This is a genomic window from Lewinella sp. IMCC34183, from assembly GCF_003390915.1.
Classification (GTDB): domain Bacteria; phylum Bacteroidota; class Bacteroidia; order Chitinophagales; family Saprospiraceae; genus Neolewinella.
Genome location: NZ_QMEM01000003.1, coordinates 343,804 through 366,017 on the forward strand (window position 1 = coordinate 343,804; position 22,214 = coordinate 366,017).

Consider the following 22,214-nt stretch of genomic DNA (forward strand, 5'->3'; position numbering starts at 1 on the left):
TAAACCCGTAACCGGGAAAGTGTGTGGGTAAGTCCTTACATTGTTGTTCCAGCAAATATCTACTATGTCCTTCTTGAAATATGTTCTCGGTCTGCTCGCCCTGGCCATCTCCTGTTGCCTTACCGCCCAGACGCGGCTTCTTTCGGACCCCGCGATCAGCCGCGATCACCTGGCCTTCGCCTACGCCGGCGACCTGTGGATAGCGGACCGCGACGGCAGCAACGTGCGCCGTCTCACCATCGGGGAAGGCGACGAGTACCACCCGGTGTTCAGTCCGGACGGACGGACCATCGCCTTCAACGGTACCTACGACGGTAACCTGGATGTCTATACCGTCCCGGTAACCGGCGGCGTACCCCAGCGGCTCACCTGGCACCCCTACGACGATGAAGTACAGGCCTTCACGCCCGACGGTGATCGCGTGCTCTTCACCTCCCGCCGCAACACCTTCACCAACCGGTACAGCCAGCTGTTCACGATCGGTCTGGAAGGCGGACAGGTAGATCCGCTCGGCATACCTACTGCTTTCGAAGCCGACTACAATGCCGACGGCAGCCGCATCGCCTACGTCCCCCTTTACGACGCCTCCACCATGTGGAAGGGCTACCGCGGGGGCACCGCTACCCGGATCTGGATCTTCAACCCCGACGACAATTCGGTCGTGGAGATCCCCAAGCCCACCGGCGGCAGCAACGACGGCCACCCGCAGTGGCACGACGGCAAGGTCTACTTCCGCAGCGACCGCGACGGGGAGTACAACCTATACGTGTATGACCCGGCAGACGAGTCGGTCACGGCGCTCACCGAATTCGCCGACTTCCCGGTACTGGGCTTGCAGGCCGGTGACGGCGGCATCGTTTTCGAGCAGGCCGGCTACCTGCACGTGTTCGACCCCGGTAGCGGTGGAGTAAGCCGCCTGAATGTGACGGTCAACGCCGACGTACTGGACGTGCGCCCCCGCTACGTATCCGGGGCCGAGCACATCCGGTCGGTGGCCCCCTCCCCCTCCGGCACCCGCATGGTCTTCGACTACCGGGGCGACATCCTGACGGCCCCCTACGAGAAAGGCGACGTGGACAACCTGACCCAAACGCCCGGCGTCCACGAAAGCTACCCGGCCTGGTCGCCGGACGGTCGGACGGTAGCCTACTTCAGCGACGCCTCCGGGGAGTACGCCCTGCACCTGCGCTCCGTCGCCGAAAACGAAGTGCGTGAGATAAAGCTAAACGGTACCGGTTTCTACGCCTACCCCCACTGGTCGCCGGACAGCGACAAGCTGGCCTTCGTGGACAATGGCCGCAACCTATACGTGCTGAACGTGGCCTCGGGTACCGTCACCCGGGTCGACCAGGACACGAACTACGCGCCGGGGGCCTACCGGGACCTCTTCGGCGACTGGTCGCCCGCCGGCCGCTACCTGGCCTACACCAAGACCACGGGTACCAACTTCGACCGCGCCTACGTCTACGACGTGGAAAGCGGAGAATCCCGCCCCGTCACCGACGGACTGGCCAACGTCACCGATCCCACCTTCGACCCGTCGGGCAAGTACCTCTACCTGGTGGTGTCGACCGATGCGGGCCCGGTCGTCAACTGGTTCCAGCAGTCGAGCAACGACATGCGCGCCACCACCGACCTCTACCTGATGACGCTGCAGCGCGACGTGGTCGATCCCCTCAAGCGGCGCAACGACCAGGAAGAGATCGCGGCCGCGGAGGAAGAAAGCGATGAGGACGAGGAAGATGACGACACGGAAGAAGCCGCCGCCATCACCATCGACTTCGAGGGCCTGGCCGACCGCGTGGTACACCTGCCCATCCCGAACGGCAACTATCGCTACCTCGCCAGCCCGGCGGAGGGCGTGCTGCTCTACCTCAGCGCCACCGACCAGGGCACGAGCCTGCACCGCTTTTCCCTGGAAGACCGCGAGAGCAAGAAACTGATGGACGCCAGCGGCTACGAGGTGACCGCGAAGGGGGATAAGCTGCTGGTCATGCAGGGCAACCGCTACGGCATCACCAGCCTGCAGGACCCCAAGGCGGAAGACCTGAAACCCGCGGGTAGCTACAACCTGAGCGTGCGTATCGATCCGCAGGAGGAGTGGAAGAATATCTTTGACGAGATGTGGCGCGTGAACCGCGACTACTTCTACGACCCGAATATGCACGGAGTAGACTGGGCCGCCATGAAGGCCAAGTACGAACCCTTTCTAGCCGACGTAAAGACCAGCGATCAGCTCTACCGCGTCATGACCTGGATGGGCAGTGAGCTCGGCGTGGGCCACCACCGCTTCGGCAGTACCGGCACGCCCCTGACCGACCGGGAATCCATACCCGGCGGCCTGCTCGGAGCCGACTACGAAACGGCCAACGGTCGGTACCGTTTCGCCAAGATCTACGGCGGCCTCAACTGGAACCAGGACCTCTCCGCCCCGCTCATGGAACCGGGCGTGAACGTCGAGGAAGGCGACTACCTGCTCGCCGTCGACGGGCAGGAGCTCACCGCTGAGGACAACCTCTACCGCCTCTTCGAGCGCACGGCCGGCCGCAACGTCGACCTCACCGTTGGCCCGAACGCCGACGGCAGCAACTCGCGGACCGTGACGGTCACCCCGATCCAGCAGGAGTACTCCCTCCGCAACCGCGACTGGGTAGAGGGCAACCTGCAGAAGGTGAACGAAGCGACCAACGGCCGCGTGGCCTACGTCTACGTACCCAATACCGGCGGCGGCGGCTTCACTTACTTCAAGCGCTACTTCTTCCCGCAGGTAGACAAGGAGGCGATCATCGTAGACGAGCGCTTCAACGGCGGCGGGCAGATCGCCGACTATTACATCGAGCTGCTCATGCGCCCCTACCAGAACAGCTGGACGTACCGCTACGGCGAGATCCAGCACGCCCCCGTCGCTTCCATTCAGGGACCGAAGGTGCTCCTCATCGACGAGACCGCCGGCTCCGGCGGAGACCTCTTCCCCTACCTGTGGCGGCAGAACGATCTCGGCCCCATCATCGGCCGGCGGACCTGGGGCGGCCTGGTCGGCGTACTCGGCTACCCGGAGTTCATCGACGGCGGATCCGTCACGGCGCCCAACGTGGCCTTCTGGGATGAGGACGGCTACCGCGTCGAGAACGAGGGCGTCGCCCCCGATATCGAAGTGGAGCAGGCCCCCGCCAAGGTAATGGCCGGTCAGGACCCCCAGCTGGAGCGCGCTATCGAGGAGGTGATGCGGTTGCTGAAGGAGAATCCGGTGCCGCAGCGGGAACAGCCTGCGTTTGAGAAGCGGGGAAGTGCCCGGTTTTAGGGAAGTTTGAAAAGCCTGCGATGCCGGGGAGGCGTTGCGCTTCGGCATTTGGGCCCGCGCGCTCGGAGAGCGCGTCGGACCGCGCTGCCGGAGGCAGCATTGTACTATCGCTGCCGGAGGCAGCATTTTACTGTCGCTGCCGGAGGCAGCGTTGTACTGCGTCCTAGTACTGCTGATTCCCCTCCCCTTCCTTCTGGTCGTCGTTGGTGACGCGGGTACGGCGGTTCTGGCCGCGGAAATCGACCTGGCCGAACTTGTGGTTGAAGCTGATGCCGAAGCTGCGGAAGGGAATAGTGAAGCTGCTTTCCTGCACGAAATCCTGGCCGCGGAGGTTGGTGGCGAACACCTGGTTCTCGCTGAAGGGGGAGACGATCCGTACGCCCAGGGCGGTACGTTCGCTGATGTCGTAGTTCAGGCCCACCCCGTAGATGCTGAAGCCGGGGTTCGAGCCCTGCAGGGTTTGCTGCTGGCCGCGGGCGAAGGCAAAGAAGTCGGCCCGTAGTTTATTGTTGAAGGTGAAGCTGCCGCCGCCGTTGCCGCTGATCACGTCGGCCGAGCGCTCGAGCTGCTCGCCGTTGACGAAGCCGATGCCGTTGTAGCGGCCGTAGTTGACGCTGGCGCGCAGTTCCAGCTTTTCCCAGAGCGTGAAGGAGGTAAAGAGGTTGGCGCCGTAGGTGTCGCTGCTGCCGATGTTCAGGAAGGTGGTGGTACTGGCGATCCCTTCCTCGTCCACGTTGAGGAAGCTCTCGATGAGTCCTTCGGTATTGCGGTAGTAGGTCGACACGTTGAGGACCACGCCCTTGATGTAGGTGTTGTAGGCCAGTTCGTACTGCTCGACGATCTCGGGCTCCAAGTCCGGATTGCCGATCTGGAGGGAGTTGGGGTCGGAGATGGCTACGAAGGGGTTGATGTAAAACAAGCTGGGCCGCTGGATGCGCTGGTTGTAACTGGCCTTCAGGTTGCTGAAGTCGCTCAGCTTCCGGCTGACGATCACGCTGGGCAGGAAGTTCTGGTAGCTGTTCTCGAAGCTGGGGTTTTCGCTGCGGAAATCGCCGCCGATCTCCGTGGTTTCGTAGCGGGCGCCGGCTACCAGTCCCCAGTTGTCGGAGATATTCCAGTTGGCGCTCAGGTAGGCGGCGTAGACGTCCTGGTCGTAGAGAAACAGGTCCGTCAGTTTCGGATCGGCGGTAAAGGTGCCGCCGTCGTTGGGCTTGATCTCGGTGCGGTAGTCGCTGTCGATACGGCGCAGGACGGCCTTCAGGCCGGTTTCCAGCTTGACGCGTTCGCCGAGGGGATGCACGTAATCGAGCTGTCCGGTGTACTCCAGGTTGACGCCGTTGTTGGTATTGATGAGGTCGCGCTGGTAGATGGGCAGGTCGCCGGACTGGTCGACGATGTTGTCGGTGCGGCTGTCCTGACCGCTGAGCTGAAAGGCAACGATCATCTCGCGGCCTTCCTGCTCGGCGAAGGTTTTGCGGTAGTCCAGGGTGGCGTCGAAGCCGGAGTTCGTGTTGTCGCTATCGTTATAGCGGGAGAAGTCGACGTTCTCCTGGCCGCCGCCGAGGTAGTCGATCAGACCGGTCGTAGTACCCTCCTGCGAGCGGCCGAAGCGGTTGTACCGTCCGCTCAGGTTAAGGCTGTTGTAGGCGTTGAAATCGTAGAAGGCCCCCACGTTGGCGTTCCCGCCGAAGAAGCCGGATTTCGTCACGCCGCCCTGCGTCAGTTGGCGGATGGGCGCGCCGTTGTCCAGGTCCGTACGTACGAATTCGTTGCGCGCCTCCCGGTTCCAGCTCCAGAAGCCGTTGGCCCCGCCGTTGATGCCGAAGCGGCCCACCAGGGCGTTGACGTTGAGTCCCGCGTTATTCTGGCGGGTACCCAGCGAGGCGTTGGCCGTGCCGGTGAAGCCCTGGGCCTCCTTTTTCTTGGTGATGATGTTGATGATACCGCCGCTGCCCTCGCCGTCGTAGCGGGCGCTGGGGGTGGTGATCACCTCCACGCTTTTGATCTGGTCGCTGGGGATGCTCTTGAGCGCGTCGGCCACGCTGTTGGCGAAGATGGTGGACGGCCGGCCGTTCACCAGAATACGGAGGTTCGAGGAGCCGCGCAGGCTGACGTTGCCTTCAAGGTCGACGCTCAGCAGGGGCACTTTCCGAAGGACGTCGCTGGCGTCACCGCCGCTGTTGGTCGCGTCCTGCTCGGCGTTGTAGACCATCTTGTCGATGCGGTTCTCCACCAGGGCGGCCTTGGCGGTTACCTCCACGCCCTCCAGGGTCACCGCGTCGTTGGCCAGGGAGATTGGGTCCAGGGTAAGGTCGGGACTCTTTTTCGTCGTGGTCACGCCTTCCACCGTCTGTTCCAGGTAGCCGAGAAAGCTGACTTTGACCCGGTAGTCGCCGGGTACCACGCCTACCATCTTATAGGTCCCGTCGGCCTCGGACAGCGTACCGTTGACCTGCTGGCTCCCGTCGGAGGAAAGCAGCACGATGGTCGCAAACTCCACGGGGTCGCCCGTTCCGGCGTCGGTCACGGAGCCGCGGATGGTGCCCTTGATGGCCGGAGCGCCACCGCCGCCGGGAAACGTTTGGGCCAGCAGGCTCAGGGGAAGGAGGCAAAGGAGCAGATAATAGTTTTTCATAGCTGGGGTTATTACCGGACTTCAACGCGCCAGCCACTACTTCGATGCGCCGGAGGGTCGGCGGGGGGGCGGTGATCGACGAACGACGTCAATTACTCTACGATTCCCGGCGCCCGCGGATAAGGACGCGCGCCCGACAAGCCACGTAATCCGGAAGCCCCGGGTACTTTTACAGGCCCTTTTGCAGTTGTACTGTCGTTGCTTTTCGCATTACCCGCCCGGCCTCAACCAACCGTTCAGTTCTCTCATCATGAAGGGCCCATCCTCACCCACCCGCGCCGCGCTGGATACCGCCGGCGGCATTCTCCTTTCCGCCTCCGTCGTTTACTTCGCCCTCCACGGTGGCGAGATCCTCCGCGGGGCCCACACCGTCGACTGGTCATTGCTGCGCGCGCTCTGCCTCATCGGCCTGCTTACGCTTGGTTACAGCTTTTACGAGAACCAGGATACGCATCGGGTGTAGCTGCTATCTTGGGGGGATGCCCGAGTACTTACCCCTAGCCCACGTTTCGCGGACGGCGGAGGAAATGCGCCAGCGCGCCGATCAGCTGTACCACGAACTCGCGCGCCGCCGCACGGTACGTGATTTCTCGGACGCGCCGGTGCCCCGCAGCGTCATCGAGAACATCGTCCGCACCGCCGCTACCGCCCCCTCCGGCGCCCACAAGCAGCCGTGGACCTTCTGTGTGGTCGCCGATCCGGTCATCAAGCAGCAAATTCGCGCGGCCGCCGAGCAGGAGGAGTACGAAAATTATCACGGGCGCATGTCGGAGGATTGGCTCGACGACCTGGCCAAATTTGGTACCGACTGGCACAAGCCCTTCCTCACCACTGCCCCCTACCTCATCGTGGTCTTCAAAAAAGCGTACGACCTCGGCCCCGACGGCGAGCGACAAAAAAACTACTACGTCAACGAGAGCGTCGGTATCGCCTGCGGCTTTCTCATCGCGGCCATCCACCACGCCGGACTGGTGACCGTGACCCATACGCCCAGCCCGATGAACTTCCTCCAGCGGGTGCTCGACCGCCCGGAGAACGAGCGGCCGTACCTTTTGCTGCCGGTAGGACTGCCGGCGGAGGAAGCTACGGTGCCGGCCATCGAACGGAAGGGACTGGGGGAGGTGATGCGGTGGTACTAAACCTGCCTCCCCGGCGCGCCGTTTCTCCGGGTATGTGGACCTGCCCCAAATGCGGCCGTCCCTTCCGCCGCGAAGGACAGCATCACTACTGCAGCGAGAAGACCATCGACGAGATCTTTGCCGGCAAGCCCGACGAGGTGGTGATGGCCTTCGACGACGTGCTCATCGCGACCGCCGAGTGGGAGCCCAACCTCATCACGCCTGCCCGCAAGGCCATCATGTTCACCAACAAACGGGCGTGGATGGTCGTGCGCCCCATGACCAAGGTGCTGGAACTGGCCTTCTTTACCGACAAGATCATCCACAGTCCGCTCCTCCACCGGTCGGTCCTCGATCACATGGGCAAGCAGAAGTACCGCAACACGATCCGCCTGTCCGGCCCGGGGGAGCTGACCCCGGAGATGACCGCACTCCTACGCAAGGGCTACGACTGGGGGAACCGCTGATGCATTCCCCGGCTTTGCCCCATCTTCGCGGTATGGCTGACAAACTCTGGCAAAAAGACTACCCCCTCGACCAGCGCATCGCCGACTTCACGGTCGGCCGCGACCGCGAACTCGACCTGGAACTCGCCCCCTTCGACATCCTCGGCTCCCTCGCCCACGTGACCATGCTGGAGGAAGTCGGGCTGATCGATGCGCCGGCGGCGCGCAGGTGCAAGGAAAAGCTCCGCGAGCTGTACCGCCTGGCCAACAACGGGAAGTTCCTCATCGAGGACGGCGTAGAGGATGTCCACAGTCAGGTCGAACTGCTGCTCACCCGCTCCCTGGGCGACGACGGCAAGAAGATCCACTCCGGCCGCAGCCGCAACGATCAGGTGCTGGTGGACCTGCGCCTCTACTTTCGCCACCGTATCCGGGGCATCGTGGAGCAGACGGCCGAGCTGAGCCGGACGCTCACCGAGCTGAGCGAGGAGCACAAGAACAAGCTCATCCCCGGCTACACCCACCTGCAGGTGGCTATGGTGAGCAGCTTCGGCCTGTGGTTTGGTGCCTACGGTGAGGCCCTCATCGACGACCTGCGGCTGTGGAAGGCCGCCTACGAAGTCGTGGACCAGAATCCGCTCGGATCGGCGGCCGGCTACGGTTCCAGCTTCCCGCTGGACCGCGACCGCACCACCGAACTCCTCGGCTTCAGCGCGCCGGTAGTGAACGTGGTCGCCGCCCAGATGGGCCGCGGCAAGACCGAGCTCACGGTAGCCTTCGCCATTGCCGGGCTGGCCCAGACCATCGGCAAGATGGCCATGGATGTTTGCCTGTACAGCAGCCAGAACTTCGGCTTCCTGCAATTGCCGGACGACCTCACCACCGGGTCGAGCATCATGCCCCACAAGAAGAATCCCGACGTTTTCGAGCTGTTGCGCGGCCGCTGCAACCTGCTGCAGTCGCTGCCGGCCCAGATGGCCCAGCTCACCACCAACCTCCCGAGCGGCTACCACCGCGACTTCCAGTTGCTGAAGGAGGCCATCTTCCCCGCCCTCGACCAGCTGGAAACCGGACTGGCCATCGCCTTGTACGCGTTGCCCCGCACCCGCGTCCGCGCCCAGGAGCTGCCTACCGACCCACGCTACACCTACCTGTATAGCGTAGAGGCGGTGAATAACCTGGTGCTGGAGGGCGTGCCCTTCCGCGATGCCTACCAGCGGGTCGGCAAGGACATCGAGGGGGGCACCTTCGTACCGCCGACGGAGCTCAAGCATACTCACCTGGGCAGCCTGGGGAATCTGGGGAACGAGCGGATCGATCGTAAGCGGGAGGAAGTACTCGGCCAGTTTGATTTTGCCCGTAGTGCGCGGGCGCTGGGGGACCTGGTCGAGAACTAACCCAGTACGGGGAGCGGGCGACGCGAATCTCCCGGAGCGGAGTCAAAAGCTATTGGGGGGTACAAGAGACGTCGTGCCTATCGATACGCATATGGCACACCCAACCTAACTGGTCGCTTCCTGGCGGCCGTATCTACCGACCGTTGAACTACGTGCGGTAACCGAGGCTACCATGAAGCACCCCCGACACGTGATGATCCGTGCCAACCTCTGGCCGGGTAACGGTCAGCTACGGCCGAACCCAAGGTCATAAATCAGGAGAAGCGGATTACCCTCTGCTACACACCAAAGTACGACCATCGGTGTACTAGCGCGGCTTGGGAGCTGAGTACTTTGATCGATTCGTGAATGTCAGGTAGACGGGAACGCGGTAAGCGCATAAGTCGCTCAGCGGGCCGGTTGCAGAAGTAAGTAAATAACCCGGCTTGGCCTGGTAGCTGCGGCTTACCGGAACCCGAGTGAAACCTAGGCGCGTCTGCCCATGAATACCACTCGACAGTCTGCTAGTCACGCGTCGCCGTAATCTTACAATTCGTACCGAGACCGTTGCTTTCAACAATCTCCTCCAACGTCAGGTCGTCACCATCCAATTCGATCCCCAGGGAATAGTATTCATCTTGCTCCGTCAGTACCACGCTTACGGTGCATCCCACGGGCGTCTGGGGGTTAGTGAAACTTACGATTGTGGAACTGGTTTCGTATCCTACCAGAATATCCTCATCCCCACTAGCCGTGATTGTGACCGTGACATCTTCCACATCACCATCGCAGTTGATAGTACCCGATTATTCTCTTACAAAGCTACTCTGGTTACAGACCGGCATCACGTCGTCATCATCCTTCTCACACGCCGAGAAAGTCAGTACCGCAGCCAGGAAGAAAAGAAAGTTTAGTTGCGAAAGCTTCATATAATAATATTTTGAAGTGAGGAAAACTGAATACAGTATTTTCAATCGTAGTAGTTGACGTGCCGAAGACACCCAGAATTGAAGCTTGGCATGATACGCGTGGGCTGTATGTTACGAACCGTAACCTTTATGTTCTGAACGGAATTTTGTCGGCACTGGGCGAGCCCGGCCCGTGGTCCGGCGATCGATCTCATTACCCACCGGGCGGCAGACAACAACTTGCCTTACACATATTTTGCAGATTAGATGCCTGGTTTCTCCCGGTCACCCTGCTTCGGTTACACCTCCTGCAACTCCACCAGCTTGCGGTACGCGCCACCCCGCTCCAGCAACTCCCGGTGGGTACCGCGCTCGACGATGCGGCCCCGGTTGAGGACGACGATCTGGTCGGCGTTCTGGATGGTACTCAGGCGGTGGGCGATCACCAGAGCCGTGCGGTTCTGCATCAGCCGCTGCAGGGCCTCCTGCACGAGGCGTTCCGACTCACTGTCGAGGGCGGAGGTGGCCTCGTCGAGGATGAGGATATCCGGATTACGGAGTACGGCCCGGGCAATGGTGATGCGCTGTCGCTGTCCGCCGCTGAGCTTGGTACCACGGTCGCCGATGTTGGACTGGTAGCCGCCCGGCATGGCGGCAATAAAGTCGTGGGCGTTGGCTACGCGGGCCGCTTCCTCCACCTGCTGCGGCGTGACGTCGCGCATGCCGAAGACGATGTTGTTGTAGATCGTATCGTTGAAGAGGATCGCCTCCTGGCTCACGATGCCGAAGTGGGAGCGGAGCTCTTCCAGGGAAAAAGTACGTAGGTCGCGCCCGTCCAAAGTGATGTGTCCGGTAGTAGGGTCGTAAAAGCGCGGCAGGAGGTCCGCGATGGTACTCTTGCCGCCGCCGCTTGCCCCGGCCAGGGCCACGACCTGCCCGCGGGGAATGCTGAGGTCGATCCCGTGTAGTACCTCCGGCCCGTCTGCCCGGTAGCGGAAACCGACGTCGTGAAAGCGGATACCCGACCGGTCGTCCGTTAGGGATGGCCCCGGCACCTGCGCCGCGGCGCCCGCCAGCGTGAGGGGGTTCTGCACGTCCAGCACCGACTCCACCCGCTCCAGCGCGCCGAGGCCCTTTTGGACGTTGTACCACGCCTTGCTGAAGTTCTTGGCGGGGTCGATGACCATGTAGAAGGCAAAGATGAAGGCGATGAAGGTGCCCGCCTCCATCGTGCCCGCGAATACCTCCCGGGAACCGTAGAGCAGCAGCAGGGCAACGGTAGCGATGCCCAGAAACTCGGTGAGCGGGCTCGACAGGTCACGGCGCCACAGCAGCCGGATCAGCTTGTGGCGGTAGGTATTGTTTAGCTTGGCGAAGCGCTGCGACTGGTAGTCCTCCGCCCCGAACGACTTGATGATGCGCAGTCCGCCCAGGCTCTCCTCGGTGCGGCTGACGATGTCGCCCAGCGTTTCCTGTACCTCGCCGCTGCTGCGCTTAAGCCGCTTGCCGATGCCGCCGATCACCACGCCGGTGAAGATCATCAGCCCGAAGACAAACAGCGTCAGGGAGGGGCTCACAAAAATCATGAAGGTCAGCGACCCGATGATGATGAAGGGCTCGCGGAATATGGCCTCCAGCACGTTAAGGATGCTGCTTTCCACCTCCTGCACGTCGCCGGTGATGCGGCTCAGCAGGTTGCCCTTGCGCTCCTCGGTGAAGTAGCCGAGCGGCAGGTGCAGCAGGTGAGTATAGAGCTCGTTGCGCAGATCGCGGATGATGCCGTTGCGTACCGGCGACATGAAGAAGAGCGCCAGGTAGCGGAACAGGTTCTTCAGCAGGAAGGACAGCAGGATCAGTCCGCAGACGTACAGCAGCGCGTTCTCCCGCCCCTGCTCGGTGATCCACTGCGTCACGACGTACCCGCCGTACTGCTCCAGCTCGTCCAGCGAACGCAGGTGCTCGGGGGCTACGGTCACCGGTTCGGTCTGCTCGAACAACAGGTTGAAGAAGGGCGTAAAGATCGGGATCGACACCACCGTAAAGACCGCCGTAAGGACATTGCATACGATGGCCAGGGCGACGAGCCCGCGGTAGTTACCCATATAGCCCAGTAGGCGGCGGAAGGAGGACATGGGGTAAAGGTAGGTAGCGGTCAGCACGTAGCTTGTAGCGGGCAGGCAGTAGCTTGTGGTCTCCTACTGGCAACAAACTACCCGCTACTCCCTGGCTTATGGCAAGAATAGAGCCCCACACCTACGCCTTCCTCCGCGACCTGGCCGCCCACAACGACCGCGACTGGTTTAATGATAACAAAGACCGGTACACGGCCGCCCGCGCAAACGTGGCCGACTTTGCCGATGAGTTACTTACCAGGCTCCGCCGGACCGACGTCATCAGCACCGAGGACGGGAAGAGGGCACTGTTTCGCATCTACCGCGACGTTCGCTTCAGCAAAAACAAGCTACCATACAAGACCAACATCGCCGGCAGTTTTACCCGCGACGGGCTGGCGCGCCGCGGCGGCTACTACTTCACGCTGTCGCCGGAGCGCAACTCCGTCGGCGGTGGTTTCTACGGCATCGAGCGCGACGACCTGAAACGCATCCGCGAGGAACTGGGCGCGGACGCAGGTGCCATGCGGGAGATCCTGGGCGCCAAGGAATTTGGCAGGTTGTACGGCAACCTCCGCGGGGAACAGCTGAAAACCGCCCCGCAGGGGTACCCCCGCGATCACCCGGACATCGACCTGCTGCGGTACAAGCAGTTCTACGCCACCCGCGAGTTCACGGAGGCGGAGGTGCTGGACCCCTCCTTCATCGATCGGGCGGAAGAGACGCTGCTCGGGTTGCGGCCCTTCTTCGACTACTTCAGTGAGGTACTGACCACCGACGCCAACGGGGAAAGCCTGCTCTGAGCAACTGCTACGACGACAAGGCCTATACTTACGCCCCGGAACGGAGCCCCGCCCCCGTGAATAACCGTAAACCACCACCCGCATGAGCGACCGTCCCCCCTCGCTGCTGGTCGTATCCGACTACCGCGACAGCCTCAACGCCGTACGCCCCGAGGGGCGGTGGTGGATCGAGCTGCGCGAGCATTTCGGCTACCGCATCACCCTGATGACGCGCCGGCAGGGCGCCCACTACCTGGAGGAAGTAGAGCGCGCCGGCGTGACCATCATCGACTGGCACCCGGAAAGCAAATTCGGCGGCTCCGACCGCGATCGCATTCGCGAAGAGTTGGAGCGCGGCGACTACGACCTGCTCCACCTGTTCAACAACAAGGCCATCGTGGCCGGCCTGCGCGCGGCGCGCAACTGGCCGGGCAAGGTGGTTACCTACCGCGGCTTTACCGGGAATATGCACTGGTGGGATCCTACGGCCTACTTCAAGCACTTGCATCCGCGGGTGGACCTGATCACCTGCGTAAGTCAGGCGGTGAAGGACGACCTGGATCGGCAGCTCTTCCTCGATTCCGCCAAGACCGTCGTCGTGGGCAAGGGACACGATCCCGCCTGGTACGCCGACGTGGCCCCGCGCGACCTGCACGCGGAGTTCGACATCCCCGCCGGCCACCTGGTACTAATCGTCGTGGCCAACGCCCGCCGCATGAAGGGCATGGAATACCTCGCCACCGCCATACGCTGGCTGCCCGCCGAGCTGCCCCTGCATTTCCTGTTCGTCGGCCGCGGCCTGGGGGACGACAACGACCTTCGTGCCGGACTGGCGGATAGCCCCTACCACGACGACGAGGACTACACCTTTACCGGCTGGCGGGGCGACGTACTGGAACTGCTGGCCGCGGCGGACATCAGCCTGCTGCCCAGCGTCAAGGGGGAGGGACTGAGCAAGGTCCTGCTGGAAAGTATGTTCCTCGGCCGGCCGACCATCATGACCGACATCGGCGGCAACCGCGGGTTAGGCGTGGACGGGGAAACGGCCCTCATCATCCCCCCGCGCGACGAACAGGCGCTGAAGGATGCCATCGTGCGTCTCGTGGAGGACGACGAACTGCGCGACCGGATCGGGCGGGCGGGAGCCGGCTACGTACGCGAGCACTACCGTAGCGACCACACGGCCCGGCAACTGGACGCCGCGTACCGGCGCGTGCTGGCCAGGCCGAGGGGATAAGGGGGCATTTTTTTAATTTCCGGTGTGCTGCTTACCTTACCACATCAAAGTCTATCCATGCTCAGCAAATACTCCCTGTTCCTTTTTCCTCTCTTCCTGACTGCCTGCGGCCCTGCCGCGGTGTCCGCCGACGCCGATTCGCAGCCCCAAACCGGGGACATGGCCACCGAGGAATCCGCGTCCACCAGGAACGGCGAATGGACCGAGCTCATGCCCGATGGCAATCTCGACGCCTGGCACTCCTACGGACAGGACGAAGTCGGCGATGCCTGGAAGGTGGACGAAGACGGGGCCATCTACCTCGACACCAGCAACAAGGGCGAGCACGGGGTCGTGGGTGGCGGTGACCTGACCACCGACGAAACCTACAGCAACTACGAACTCGAACTCGAGTGGAAGATCGGAGACTGCGGCAACAGCGGTATCATCTACAACGTCAACGAGGAAGGAGAGCAGGGCGCATCCTACATGACCGGTCCGGAAATGCAGATCGTGGATAACGCCTGCCACCCCGACGCCAAGATCGTGAAGCACCGGGCGGGTGACCTGTACGACCTGCAGACCGGAGAACCGGAGAACGTCAAGCCCGCGGGCGAATGGAACTCCGTGCGCCTGGTCGTCACGGACGGCCGCGTCGAGCAGTGGCAAAACGGCGAACGGGTCGTCTCCTACGCGAACAACGGCCCCGAGTGGGACGCGATGATCGCCGATTCCAAATTCAAGGACTGGGGCAGCTTCGGCAGCTACACCTCCGGCAAGATTGCGCTGCAGGATCACGGTGACCCGGTCTGGTTCCGCAATGTCCGCATCCGGGAACTGAGCGGCAAATAACCATTAACAAGTAAAAACAGATCGATTATGTACGTTGAAAACACCCAGGCGGGCGCCGCCGCCGGCATCCCGGCCAACCGCGACCGGTTATTCCTGGCGGCCTGTGTATCCCTGGTAGTTACGTCGATGACGTTCGCCATCCGGGCCGGTATTCTCACCGAACTTGGCACCACCTTCCAACTCACCGGTCCCGAGCTGGGCTGGGTAAACTCCATGGCCTTTCTCGGCTTCCCGATCGCCATGGTGATCGGTGGCCTCCTGTACAATAACATCGGCCCCCGCAATATGCTCTGGACGGCCTTTGTGTGTCACCTGCTCGGCCTGGTACTGACGATTACAGCCGGTGGTTTTTGGGGGCTGATCATCTCTACCTTCTTCATCGGTTTTGCCAACGGCTCGGTCGAGGCGGCCTGTAACCCGATGGTGGCGGACATGTACCCCGAGAAGAAGACCCAGATGCTCAACCGCTTCCACGTGTGGTTCCCCGGCGGTATCGTGATCGGCTCCCTGATCGCCCGTTTCTTCGGTGACACGCTGGGCTGGCAGGGGCTGATCGCTACGATGTTCGTCCCCACGATCATCTACGCGATCCTGATCTTCGGTCAGGAGTTTCCCAAGGCCAACGCCATTAGCAACGATACCCGGGAGAACATCCGCAGCCTGGTCAATCCGCTCTTTCTCTTCATCGTACTGTGTATGACCCTGACGGCTACCACGGAATTCAGTACCACGCAGTGGGTAGAGAAGATCCTCGGGGCCAGTGGGGCCAGCCCGATGATCGTACTGGCGCTCGTAACGGGCCTGATGGCCGTCGGACGCTTCTTTGCCGGCCCGATCGTCCACAACTTCAACCCTACCGGGGTACTGCTCATCAGCGCCGTGGTATCCACCCTCGGTATTTACCTGCTGAGTACGCTCGAGGGCGGCATGGTGTACGCCGCGGCGATCGTCTTTGCCCTCGGTATCTGCTACTTCTGGCCCACCATGATCGGCTTCGTTGGCGAGTATATTCCGCAGACGGGCGCTCTGGGCATGTCGCTGGTCGGCGGTGCCGGCATGCTGGCCCAGGTCATGTGGAACCCCATCATCGGCGGCTGGCTCGACGAAGCCAAGGCTTCGGCCGAGATCGCCGGGGCTACGGGTGCCGAGGCGGACATCATCGCCGGACAGGCTACGTTGTCTACCATGATGTGGTTCCCGATCATCCTGATCGTACTCTTTTCGGGACTGTACTTCTACATGCGGAACCGGACCAACAAGGTGCCCGCCGACGAGGCGATCCTGAATCCGGACGCCATGTCGACCCCGGGTTCCGCGCGGTAAATCCACGCTACCGTCCTACGGAATCAAAAACGCCCGCTCCGAACGCTGTTCGGGGCGGGCGTTTTTGGTTGCTGTACACCGGATGGCCTTCGGGGAAGGTCAGTCGGACGTGGTAATGTCCCCCTGCGCGCGCTGTACGGTCTTCCGGGCCAGTAAGGCCGGGCGGTACCGCGACAGCTTCGTAACCGACGGCGCCGGTTGCTGCCCCCCCTTCGCTTTACTACAGCGGTTAGTCCCTTCGTGCGCAGGTTAACTACGGCGTAAGTGGGGCGCAGAGAGGAACGCGCAGCCTCCCTACGCAGTTAGGGTGGAGAGCCGGGTTTGCGGATACCCTGAGGCTGCGGTGGGTAACGACGGCGGGCGAATGGGATGGCTATTAGCTGTTCTTTCCGTCTGCGTGCTCGTGGAGGGCATCGTAGGGCGCTACCGGGCGTGGCCTTTACGACCTACCCTACCCCGACGATAACACCACGCGGCGTAGCATAGGATCCTGGTGCGCTTTCCAAAAGGCCGAGGCTGTATTGAGTCTTCTAATCAGGGGCTATCTGCTGATGGCTAAACACACGAAAGCCGCTCTTCCGGTAAGAAGAGCGGCTTTCGTGGTAGCAGCGTGGCACGGTGCTGAGAACCGGGCTTAGTCGAGTTCCGTGGCGCGGGTGCCGGCGCTGTAGTTGATCTTGAGCTGGTTGCTCTTGCGAAGCTTGGTCTTGACATCCTGAACGATGCCCATGGTGACTTCGCCGTCGACCCGGAGGGAAGAGGTGATGCGCGAGCGCTTGGCTTCGGGGAGTTTTACTTTGTGCTGCTCGAGGAACAGGGGGATGTCGTCAACGCCGGAGATCTTGTCGCCGAGCTGGATGCGGGGCGAGGTACCGTAAACGGCTTGGTACTGCTGAGTGGGACGTCCCACGTAGATGTAGTTGACGAGTGACTTCTCGTCGAGCTTCGTGAGCTGGGTAGCTTCGGGGGTGTTGACCTGCAGTTTGAGGTCGGAGTCCCGGAGTACCGTAACCATCATGAAGAAGAAGAGGAGCATGAAGATGATATCGGGCAGGGAAGCCGTCGAGATAGCGGGGGATGACTTACCGCGCTTTTTGCTGAACTTAGCCATAATAGAGGTTTAACGGAGGGGTAACGGAGTACTGAGGGGTAGATGCGGCGGCGCACCGGTTTGGTGGGTAGTCAGGTAAAAAAGCGGGTCGGCCAGCGACTGACCGACCCGCCGGTTAAACCTAATTTTCTTCACCGAAATTGGTGGGCTCGGCTTCGGACAGTACCATCGGGATGTCGTCCCGGATGGCCTTACGCTGCGCGAAGGGCATTTCCTCGGAGTAGGGTTCGCCGTAGCGACGCTGAGACAGCTCGTCCCACAATTCGTCGTAAGCGCCTTTCAGCTCGTTGTAAACGGCCAGGTAGGTATCATAGTCGGTACCGCGGTCGTTCTTGAGCGAGATGATGGCGTTACGCGGTCCTTCGGCGAGGTCGGGGCGGTTGGCGGGGTTCATGATGAACTCCTTGGCACGCTCCCGAAGTTCGCCGATGCGGGCCGGCTCGTCGCGGACGAGAAGCTGGTTCTGCGCGTTCACCAGTACGGAGAACACGTTCCGTTCCTTCAGCTTCGTGATATCGGGCTCTTCATCCGACCAGGGCGGCAACTTTACGAGGATACCCTTGTCTTCGGCGATGGTAGTGGTGACCAGGAAGAAGATCAGCAGCAGGAAGGCGATGTCCGCCATCGAGCCTGCGTTGATCTCGTTATTCATCCGGTCTCTCGTTTTGGTCTTAGCCATGGTCGTGGTCTGTGTTAGAGGGTTACTTGAAGATACTGCGGACGCCGAAAACGATCAGGGTCAGGATCGCCAGACCGATCATCACCAGGGCCGTTATGATGGAGCCACTGATGAATTTCAAATTACCTGGCGTAATCGTCGCTTCCTGGGAAGTTTCGAACTTGTCAATCGCGTTGGCGATCTCCGGGTCGTTCACTTCGCCGCTGGCCATCGAGTAGCCAACGAAGAGGATGATCAGGAGGAGCGCAAGCCCGGCGATGCCCTTGAGAGAGCCTTTCGGGTTGCTGGCCATTTGTACGACACCGAAGATTACAGCTACAACAAACGCCAGGGCGGTAAGGATTACCGAAATGGAGATGCCAAAGTTGAAAATGTCGGTTTCGTACGTTTCTGCCGTTTTATCGTTGGCCTGGAGCAATTCCAGGGTGGCGTCGTCGGCGGAGAAGATCGAAGCAAGGAAGATAATCGTAATCAGCACTCCAATCCCGAAGGCCAATGCTTGGCCGTACTTGTTCAAAAATGAATACATAATTGATTGGATTTTGCGGGCGACTGATTAGACGCGGGGACGAGTAGTAGTAAAGGTGTTGTTGGTGGCCATGATGTCCACCAGCGCGATGGAAGCGTCTTCCATCCGGTTTACGATACCGTCGATCTTGTTGACGATATAGTTGTAGAGGATTTGGAGGATAATGGCAACAACCAGACCGAATACCGTGGTCAAGAGGGCTACCTTAATACCACCGGCTACAACCGCGGGGCTAAGGTCACCTACCGTTTCGATACGGTTGAAGGCCTGGATCATACCGATTACCGTACCCATGAATCCGAGCATGGGTGCAATGGCGATGAACAGGGAGATCCAAACGAGACCGCGCTCCAGCAGGCCCATCTGTACCGAACCGTAGCTCACGATGGCCTTCTCGACGGCGTCGGGGCCTTCGGCGCTGTGGCGCAGTCCTTCGTAAAGTACGCTGGCGGTGGGGCCGGGGGTCGACTTGGCGACTTCCTTGGCTCCTTCGACGTCACCGGCTTCCAGGCGCTCACCGATACGGGAAAGCAGCTTGTCCGTGTTGGTGGATGCGAGGTTGAGGGTGATGATGCGCTCGATACAGAACGCGAGGCCGAGGATCAGACAGATCAGTACGATCGCCATGAACCGCCAGTCACCGTCGATGAATTGCTTCTTAAGAACCTGGAATCCTGCGGAGTCCTGGGCTGCCAGATCCGCTGCAGAAAAGGCTACCAGCGAAAGAACCGCCAGTGATTTGAATAGATGTCGCATAGCCGTATTTAAGGTTTAACGAATGGATTGCGTGATAGTAAGATGATGACACTGCGCCAGCCGGCGCAGTATGCTGCGGAGAAGAAGGGATTCGAACCCTCGATACGGGGTTACCGTATATACGCTTTCCAGGCGTACCTCTTCAACCACTCGAGCACTTCTCCGTAATAATTCTTGTCAAGTTTGGCGGCCATCCGTTGATGGTCACCGGGGCGAATAATTGCTGAAGGTACGGGGCAGGGGTGCCGCTTTCATTCCTGGAGCAATTCTTCAAAATTCTTCGTCAAGGAAGCAAATCTCCGTTGAGATAAGCATATCCGGGAAGGGTCCCGGAAACCGTTGGCGTAGACGCAAAAATTGTAAAAACGTTCAACAAAACAAAATTTTTATAGCCCGCCAGCAAAATAAGCCCGCCCAATTGATCGTATTCACCCCTTCGTCAATCTGGCATCGTTTCCGCAAAGCGGTCTAGTTCAAACAGTTGCCGGGCGTTAGCCGTCGTTATCCGGGCCACTTCCTCCAGCGGAAGTTCCCAGCATGCGGCCAGTTTCTCCGCCACCCGCGGCAAGTAGGCCGTTTCGTTCCGCTTGCCCCGGTGCGGAGTGGGGGCAAGATAGGGCGAATCCGTCTCTAGTAGCACACGGTCGCGTCGTACGTTTTTTACAACCGGCTCCAATCCTCCGTTTTTGAAGGTTAATACCCCTCCCATTCCAAGGTAGAACCCCAGATCAATCACCCGCCGGGCCTGGTCCACGGTGCCCGTAAAGCAGTGGAAGACCCCGCGCAGCCGCTTATCGTCGAAGCCCGCGATGAGGTCCAGCAGTTCGTCGATGGCCTCACGGGCGTGGATACTGATGGGCAGGTCGAACTCCACCGCCCACCGGCACTGCCGCAGGAAGGCGTCGGCCTGCTGCTCCCGGTAGGTTTTGTCCCAATAGAGGTCCATTCCGATCTCTCCGATGGCTACCCACCGCCGCTCCTCCAGCCGTCGGCGCACCTCGGCCAGCTCGGCTTCGTAGTCCCCCCCCACGCTCACGGGGTGCAGGCCGATCATGGCCAGGCAGCGCTCGGGATGGGCGGCCTCCAGCGCTACCATCTGCTCGTGGGTACTCCGGTCGATGGCGGGCAAGAGAGCCAGCCCTACCCCACTGTCCCAGGCCCGCTGCAGTACGGCTTCCCGGTCTGCGGAGAATTTGTCGCTATAGAGGTGGGTGTGGGTATCGATCAACATTTGGTGGGGTAGATGCCGGGGGGCTTGGTTCTGGTGCATACCTTCGCCGCCATGGCGAAACGAAAATTCTACGTGGTCTGGATGGGGCACGCGCCCGGGGTCTATACCGAGTGGGACAAGGCCAAACAGCAGATCCAGGGCTACAAAGGTGCAAAGTATAAATCATTCCCCGATCGCGCGCAGGCCGAGGCCGCCTTTACCAAAGGAGCCGCCAGCTACCTGAACCAGGCCCTGTCCTCCGCTTCCCGGTCCGCTTCGCACCCGCGTTCCCGCACGAAAAACACGGTGCCCACGACCTCCAGTATCCTGAGCCAGAGCATCAGCGTTGACGCCGCCTGCTCCGGTAATCCCGGCCGGATGGAGTACCAGGGCGTTACCACCGCGGGCAAGAAGCGCCTGTTTCACCGCGCCTTCCCCCTCGGCACCAATAACATCGGGGAATTTCTGGCTCTGGTGCACGCCCTCGCCTTCCTGCAAAAACAGGAGCAACCCGACCTCCCCATCTACACCGACTCCAAGATCGCCATGGGCTGGATCCGCAAGGGCAAGTGCAAGACCACCCTGCCCCGTAGCAAGAAAACGGAAGAGCTGTACGACTTCATCGACCGGGCGGAAGCGTGGCTGAAGGAGAATACCATCACCAATCCGGTGTACAAGTGGAAAACGGAGGCCTGGGGGGAGATTCCGGCAGACTTTGGTAGGAAGTAGAGAGGGGCTCCCTGCGGTCGCGGGTTAGAGTTTCGCTGTCGCTCAACGGTAGAGGCTCCCTGCGATCGCTTAGAGCTCGCCATTGCTCACGGTAGAGGCGAAGCCGAGTCTCTAAACCCGAACAAACTTCATCCGGTACTTCTGCTCGATGTCCCCGTTGCGGATCTTGGTGAGCTTGCGCTTGAGTAACCGCTTCTTCAGGGGACTGAGCATTTCGGTGAAGAGGATGCCCTCGATGTGGTCGTACTCGTGCTGGATCACGCGGGCGTTCATACCCGTGAAGGTGGTAGTATACTCGTTGAACTCCTCGTCCTGGTAGGTGATGGTGATCTCTTCGGGGCGGTCCACGTCGCCGGTGATATCGGGGATGCTGAGGCAGCCTTCCGAATAGCTGCAATCGGCACCGGCTTCCTCGATGATCTCGGCGTTGATGAATACCTGCTTGATGCCCTTACCTTCCTCTCCCTCGGGATACATGGGCCCGCTGTTGATGATAAAGAGGCGGATGCTCTTGCCGATCTGTGGCGCGGCCAGCCCCACTCCGTTGGCTTCTTCCATCGTTTCCCACATGTCGCTGATGAGCTGCTGCAGTTCCGGATAATCCTTGTCGATCGGCCGGGCAATCTTTTTCAGAACCGGTTGTCCGTAGGCGTAAATCGGTAATATCATGACGTAATTTCTGGGGCGTAAAGGGCAAAGGGGATCAAAGATAAAGCGCCGCTAGCGGCCTTCCAGGAAATCCTGGAGGATAAGTGCCGCCGCGACCCGGTCCACGCGGGTCTTGTCGCGGCGGTCCTTTTTCTTCGTGCCCATCGCCAGCAAACTGCGGCGGGCACGGTGACTACTGTCGAATTCATCCTGGCGATGCAGCCGGATGTCCGGGTACTGCCGCGCGAACTTGCGCTCGAAGCCGAGGATCTCGGCCTGAATGGGGTTGGCCCTGCCTTCGTGGTCGGTGGATTCACCCATCACCAGGTCGGTCACCTCCTCCCGCGCCAGGTAGCTGGCCAGCCAGTCGAATAGTTGGTGGGTGGGTACGGTTTCCAGGGCCTGCGCGATCAGCTGCATTGGGTCAGTGACGGCAAGGCCGCACTTCTTACGTCCGTAATCGATGGCCAGTATCCGCCCCACG

19 protein-coding genes and 1 tRNA gene are annotated in these 22,214 nt (G+C 61.1%); 10 read left to right on the forward strand and 10 right to left on the reverse strand.

Features of this window, described 5'->3' with window-relative positions:
- Positions 1–64: 64 nt before the first annotated feature.
- Positions 65–3,301 carry a S41 family peptidase gene (locus DQG19_RS08985; protein WP_232826468.1) on the forward strand — a complete coding sequence of 1,079 codons (3,237 nt, stop codon included), beginning with the start codon at positions 65–67 and terminating at the stop codon, positions 3,299–3,301.
- Positions 3,302–3,464: 163 nt separating this feature from the next.
- Here DQG19_RS08985 and DQG19_RS08990 read toward each other — a convergent pair whose 3' ends face one another.
- Entirely contained in the window at positions 3,465–5,936 is a 2,472-nt protein-coding gene (locus DQG19_RS08990; protein ID WP_116125921.1) for a TonB-dependent receptor domain-containing protein, read from the reverse strand.
- Positions 5,937–6,186: 250 nt separating this feature from the next.
- On the opposite strand from DQG19_RS08990, the gene DQG19_RS08995 reads away from it, so the two are divergent.
- The 4 genes from DQG19_RS08995 to argH are packed head-to-tail and all read left to right on the forward strand — an operon-like array spanning position 6,187 to position 8,897.
- Positions 6,187–6,399: a hypothetical protein gene (locus tag DQG19_RS08995; protein ID WP_116125922.1), complete on the forward strand. Its 213-nt coding sequence runs from the start codon at positions 6,187–6,189 to the stop codon at positions 6,397–6,399.
- Positions 6,400–6,415: 16 nt separating this feature from the next.
- Positions 6,416–7,075, forward strand: coding sequence for a nitroreductase family protein (locus tag DQG19_RS09000; RefSeq protein WP_116125923.1), 660 nt, complete (start codon positions 6,416–6,418; stop codon positions 7,073–7,075).
- 32 nt (positions 7,076–7,107) lie between these two features.
- Positions 7,108–7,521 (forward strand): DUF5655 domain-containing protein, encoded by a 414-nt coding sequence (locus DQG19_RS09005; RefSeq protein WP_116125924.1) that lies wholly within the window; start codon positions 7,108–7,110, stop codon positions 7,519–7,521.
- A gap of 32 nt (positions 7,522–7,553) precedes the next feature.
- The gene (argH, locus tag DQG19_RS09010; RefSeq protein ID WP_116125925.1) at positions 7,554–8,897 is read left to right on the forward strand and encodes an argininosuccinate lyase; all 1,344 of its coding nucleotides are present in this window, start codon (positions 7,554–7,556) and stop codon (positions 8,895–8,897) included.
- Between the two features lie 1,186 nt (positions 8,898–10,083).
- Here the strand turns inward: argH and DQG19_RS09020 are convergent.
- Positions 10,084–11,916, reverse strand: a complete 1,833-nt coding sequence (locus DQG19_RS09020) for an ABC transporter ATP-binding protein (protein WP_116125927.1) — start codon at positions 11,914–11,916, stop codon at positions 10,084–10,086.
- A 98-nt stretch (positions 11,917–12,014) separates the two neighbouring features.
- On the opposite strand from DQG19_RS09020, the gene DQG19_RS09025 reads away from it, so the two are divergent.
- The 4 genes from DQG19_RS09025 to DQG19_RS09040 all read left to right on the forward strand — a co-directional run bounded on the left by DQG19_RS09025 (position 12,015) and on the right by DQG19_RS09040 (position 16,068).
- Positions 12,015–12,698 carry a DUF2461 domain-containing protein gene (locus tag DQG19_RS09025; protein ID WP_116125928.1) on the forward strand — a complete coding sequence of 228 codons (684 nt, stop codon included), beginning with the start codon at positions 12,015–12,017 and terminating at the stop codon, positions 12,696–12,698.
- Between the two features lie 82 nt (positions 12,699–12,780).
- A complete protein-coding gene (locus tag DQG19_RS09030) occupies positions 12,781–13,914 on the forward strand; it encodes a glycosyltransferase family 4 protein (RefSeq protein ID WP_116125929.1) in 1,134 nt (377 codons plus the stop codon).
- Between the two features lie 57 nt (positions 13,915–13,971).
- Positions 13,972–14,745: a DUF1080 domain-containing protein gene (locus tag DQG19_RS09035; RefSeq protein WP_116125930.1), complete on the forward strand. Its 774-nt coding sequence runs from the start codon at positions 13,972–13,974 to the stop codon at positions 14,743–14,745.
- A gap of 27 nt (positions 14,746–14,772) precedes the next feature.
- Positions 14,773–16,068 carry an MFS transporter gene (locus DQG19_RS09040; protein ID WP_116125931.1) on the forward strand — a complete coding sequence of 432 codons (1,296 nt, stop codon included), beginning with the start codon at positions 14,773–14,775 and terminating at the stop codon, positions 16,066–16,068.
- Positions 16,069–16,702: 634 nt separating this feature from the next.
- On the opposite strand, the gene DQG19_RS09045 is transcribed toward DQG19_RS09040, so the two are convergent.
- The 6 genes from DQG19_RS09045 to DQG19_RS09070 all read right to left on the reverse strand — a co-directional run bounded on the left by DQG19_RS09045 (position 16,703) and on the right by DQG19_RS09070 (position 20,374).
- Positions 16,703–17,179 carry an ExbD/TolR family protein gene (locus DQG19_RS09045; RefSeq protein WP_116125932.1) on the reverse strand — a complete coding sequence of 159 codons (477 nt, stop codon included), beginning with the start codon at positions 17,177–17,179 and terminating at the stop codon, positions 16,703–16,705.
- 121 nt (positions 17,180–17,300) lie between these two features.
- Complete coding sequence (locus tag DQG19_RS09050) at positions 17,301–17,858, reverse strand: ExbD/TolR family protein (RefSeq protein WP_116125933.1); 558 nt, start codon at positions 17,856–17,858, stop codon at positions 17,301–17,303.
- A 22-nt stretch (positions 17,859–17,880) separates the two neighbouring features.
- Complete coding sequence (locus tag DQG19_RS09055) at positions 17,881–18,375, reverse strand: hypothetical protein (RefSeq protein WP_157974412.1); 495 nt, start codon at positions 18,373–18,375, stop codon at positions 17,881–17,883.
- A 39-nt stretch (positions 18,376–18,414) separates the two neighbouring features.
- On the reverse strand, positions 18,415–19,143 hold the full coding sequence (locus tag DQG19_RS09060) for a MotA/TolQ/ExbB proton channel family protein (protein ID WP_099105826.1): 729 nt from the start codon (positions 19,141–19,143) through the stop codon (positions 18,415–18,417).
- 76 nt (positions 19,144–19,219) lie between these two features.
- A tRNA-Ser gene (locus tag DQG19_RS09065) sits at positions 19,220–19,307 on the reverse strand.
- A gap of 275 nt (positions 19,308–19,582) precedes the next feature.
- Positions 19,583–20,374: a TatD family hydrolase gene (locus DQG19_RS09070; protein WP_116126087.1), complete on the reverse strand. Its 792-nt coding sequence runs from the start codon at positions 20,372–20,374 to the stop codon at positions 19,583–19,585.
- 51 nt (positions 20,375–20,425) lie between these two features.
- Here DQG19_RS09070 and DQG19_RS09075 point away from each other — a divergent pair, with 51 nt between their 5' ends.
- Complete coding sequence (locus DQG19_RS09075) at positions 20,426–21,082, forward strand: viroplasmin family protein (RefSeq protein WP_116125935.1); 657 nt, start codon at positions 20,426–20,428, stop codon at positions 21,080–21,082.
- Positions 21,083–21,193: 111 nt separating this feature from the next.
- On the opposite strand, the gene def is transcribed toward DQG19_RS09075, so the two are convergent.
- Together def and ruvX are read right to left on the reverse strand one after the other, a co-directional pair.
- On the reverse strand, positions 21,194–21,751 hold the full coding sequence (gene def / locus DQG19_RS09080) for a peptide deformylase (RefSeq protein WP_116125936.1): 558 nt from the start codon (positions 21,749–21,751) through the stop codon (positions 21,194–21,196).
- Between the two features lie 51 nt (positions 21,752–21,802).
- Positions 21,803–22,213, reverse strand: a complete 411-nt coding sequence (ruvX, locus tag DQG19_RS09085; protein ID WP_116125937.1) for a Holliday junction resolvase RuvX — start codon at positions 22,211–22,213, stop codon at positions 21,803–21,805.
- Between the last annotated feature and the right edge of the window lies 1 nt (position 22,214).

Bases quoted from the DNA above. Each gene is read 5' to 3' on its own strand.
- DQG19_RS08985 (WP_232826468.1), top strand. From the start codon at position 65: ATGTCCTTCTTGAAATATGTTCTCGGTCTGCTCGCCCTGGCCATCTCC.
- DQG19_RS08990 (WP_116125921.1), bottom strand. From the start codon at position 5,936: ATGAAAAACTATTATCTGCTCCTTTGCCTCCTTCCCCTGAGCCTGCTG.
- DQG19_RS08995 (WP_116125922.1), top strand. From the start codon at position 6,187: ATGAAGGGCCCATCCTCACCCACCCGCGCCGCGCTGGATACCGCCGGC.
- DQG19_RS09000 (WP_116125923.1), top strand. From the start codon at position 6,416: ATGCCCGAGTACTTACCCCTAGCCCACGTTTCGCGGACGGCGGAGGAA.
- DQG19_RS09005 (WP_116125924.1), top strand. From the start codon at position 7,108: ATGTGGACCTGCCCCAAATGCGGCCGTCCCTTCCGCCGCGAAGGACAG.
- argH (WP_116125925.1), top strand. From the start codon at position 7,554: ATGGCTGACAAACTCTGGCAAAAAGACTACCCCCTCGACCAGCGCATC.
- DQG19_RS09020 (WP_116125927.1), bottom strand. From the start codon at position 11,916: ATGTCCTCCTTCCGCCGCCTACTGGGCTATATGGGTAACTACCGCGGG.
- DQG19_RS09025 (WP_116125928.1), top strand. From the start codon at position 12,015: ATGGCAAGAATAGAGCCCCACACCTACGCCTTCCTCCGCGACCTGGCC.
- DQG19_RS09030 (WP_116125929.1), top strand. From the start codon at position 12,781: ATGAGCGACCGTCCCCCCTCGCTGCTGGTCGTATCCGACTACCGCGAC.
- DQG19_RS09035 (WP_116125930.1), top strand. From the start codon at position 13,972: ATGCTCAGCAAATACTCCCTGTTCCTTTTTCCTCTCTTCCTGACTGCC.
- DQG19_RS09040 (WP_116125931.1), top strand. From the start codon at position 14,773: ATGTACGTTGAAAACACCCAGGCGGGCGCCGCCGCCGGCATCCCGGCC.
- DQG19_RS09045 (WP_116125932.1), bottom strand. From the start codon at position 17,179: ATGGCTAAGTTCAGCAAAAAGCGCGGTAAGTCATCCCCCGCTATCTCG.
- DQG19_RS09050 (WP_116125933.1), bottom strand. From the start codon at position 17,858: ATGGCTAAGACCAAAACGAGAGACCGGATGAATAACGAGATCAACGCA.
- DQG19_RS09060 (WP_099105826.1), bottom strand. From the start codon at position 19,143: ATGCGACATCTATTCAAATCACTGGCGGTTCTTTCGCTGGTAGCCTTT.
- DQG19_RS09070 (WP_116126087.1), bottom strand. From the start codon at position 20,374: ATGTTGATCGATACCCACACCCACCTCTATAGCGACAAATTCTCCGCA.
- DQG19_RS09075 (WP_116125935.1), top strand. From the start codon at position 20,426: ATGGCGAAACGAAAATTCTACGTGGTCTGGATGGGGCACGCGCCCGGG.
- def (WP_116125936.1), bottom strand. From the start codon at position 21,751: ATGATATTACCGATTTACGCCTACGGACAACCGGTTCTGAAAAAGATT.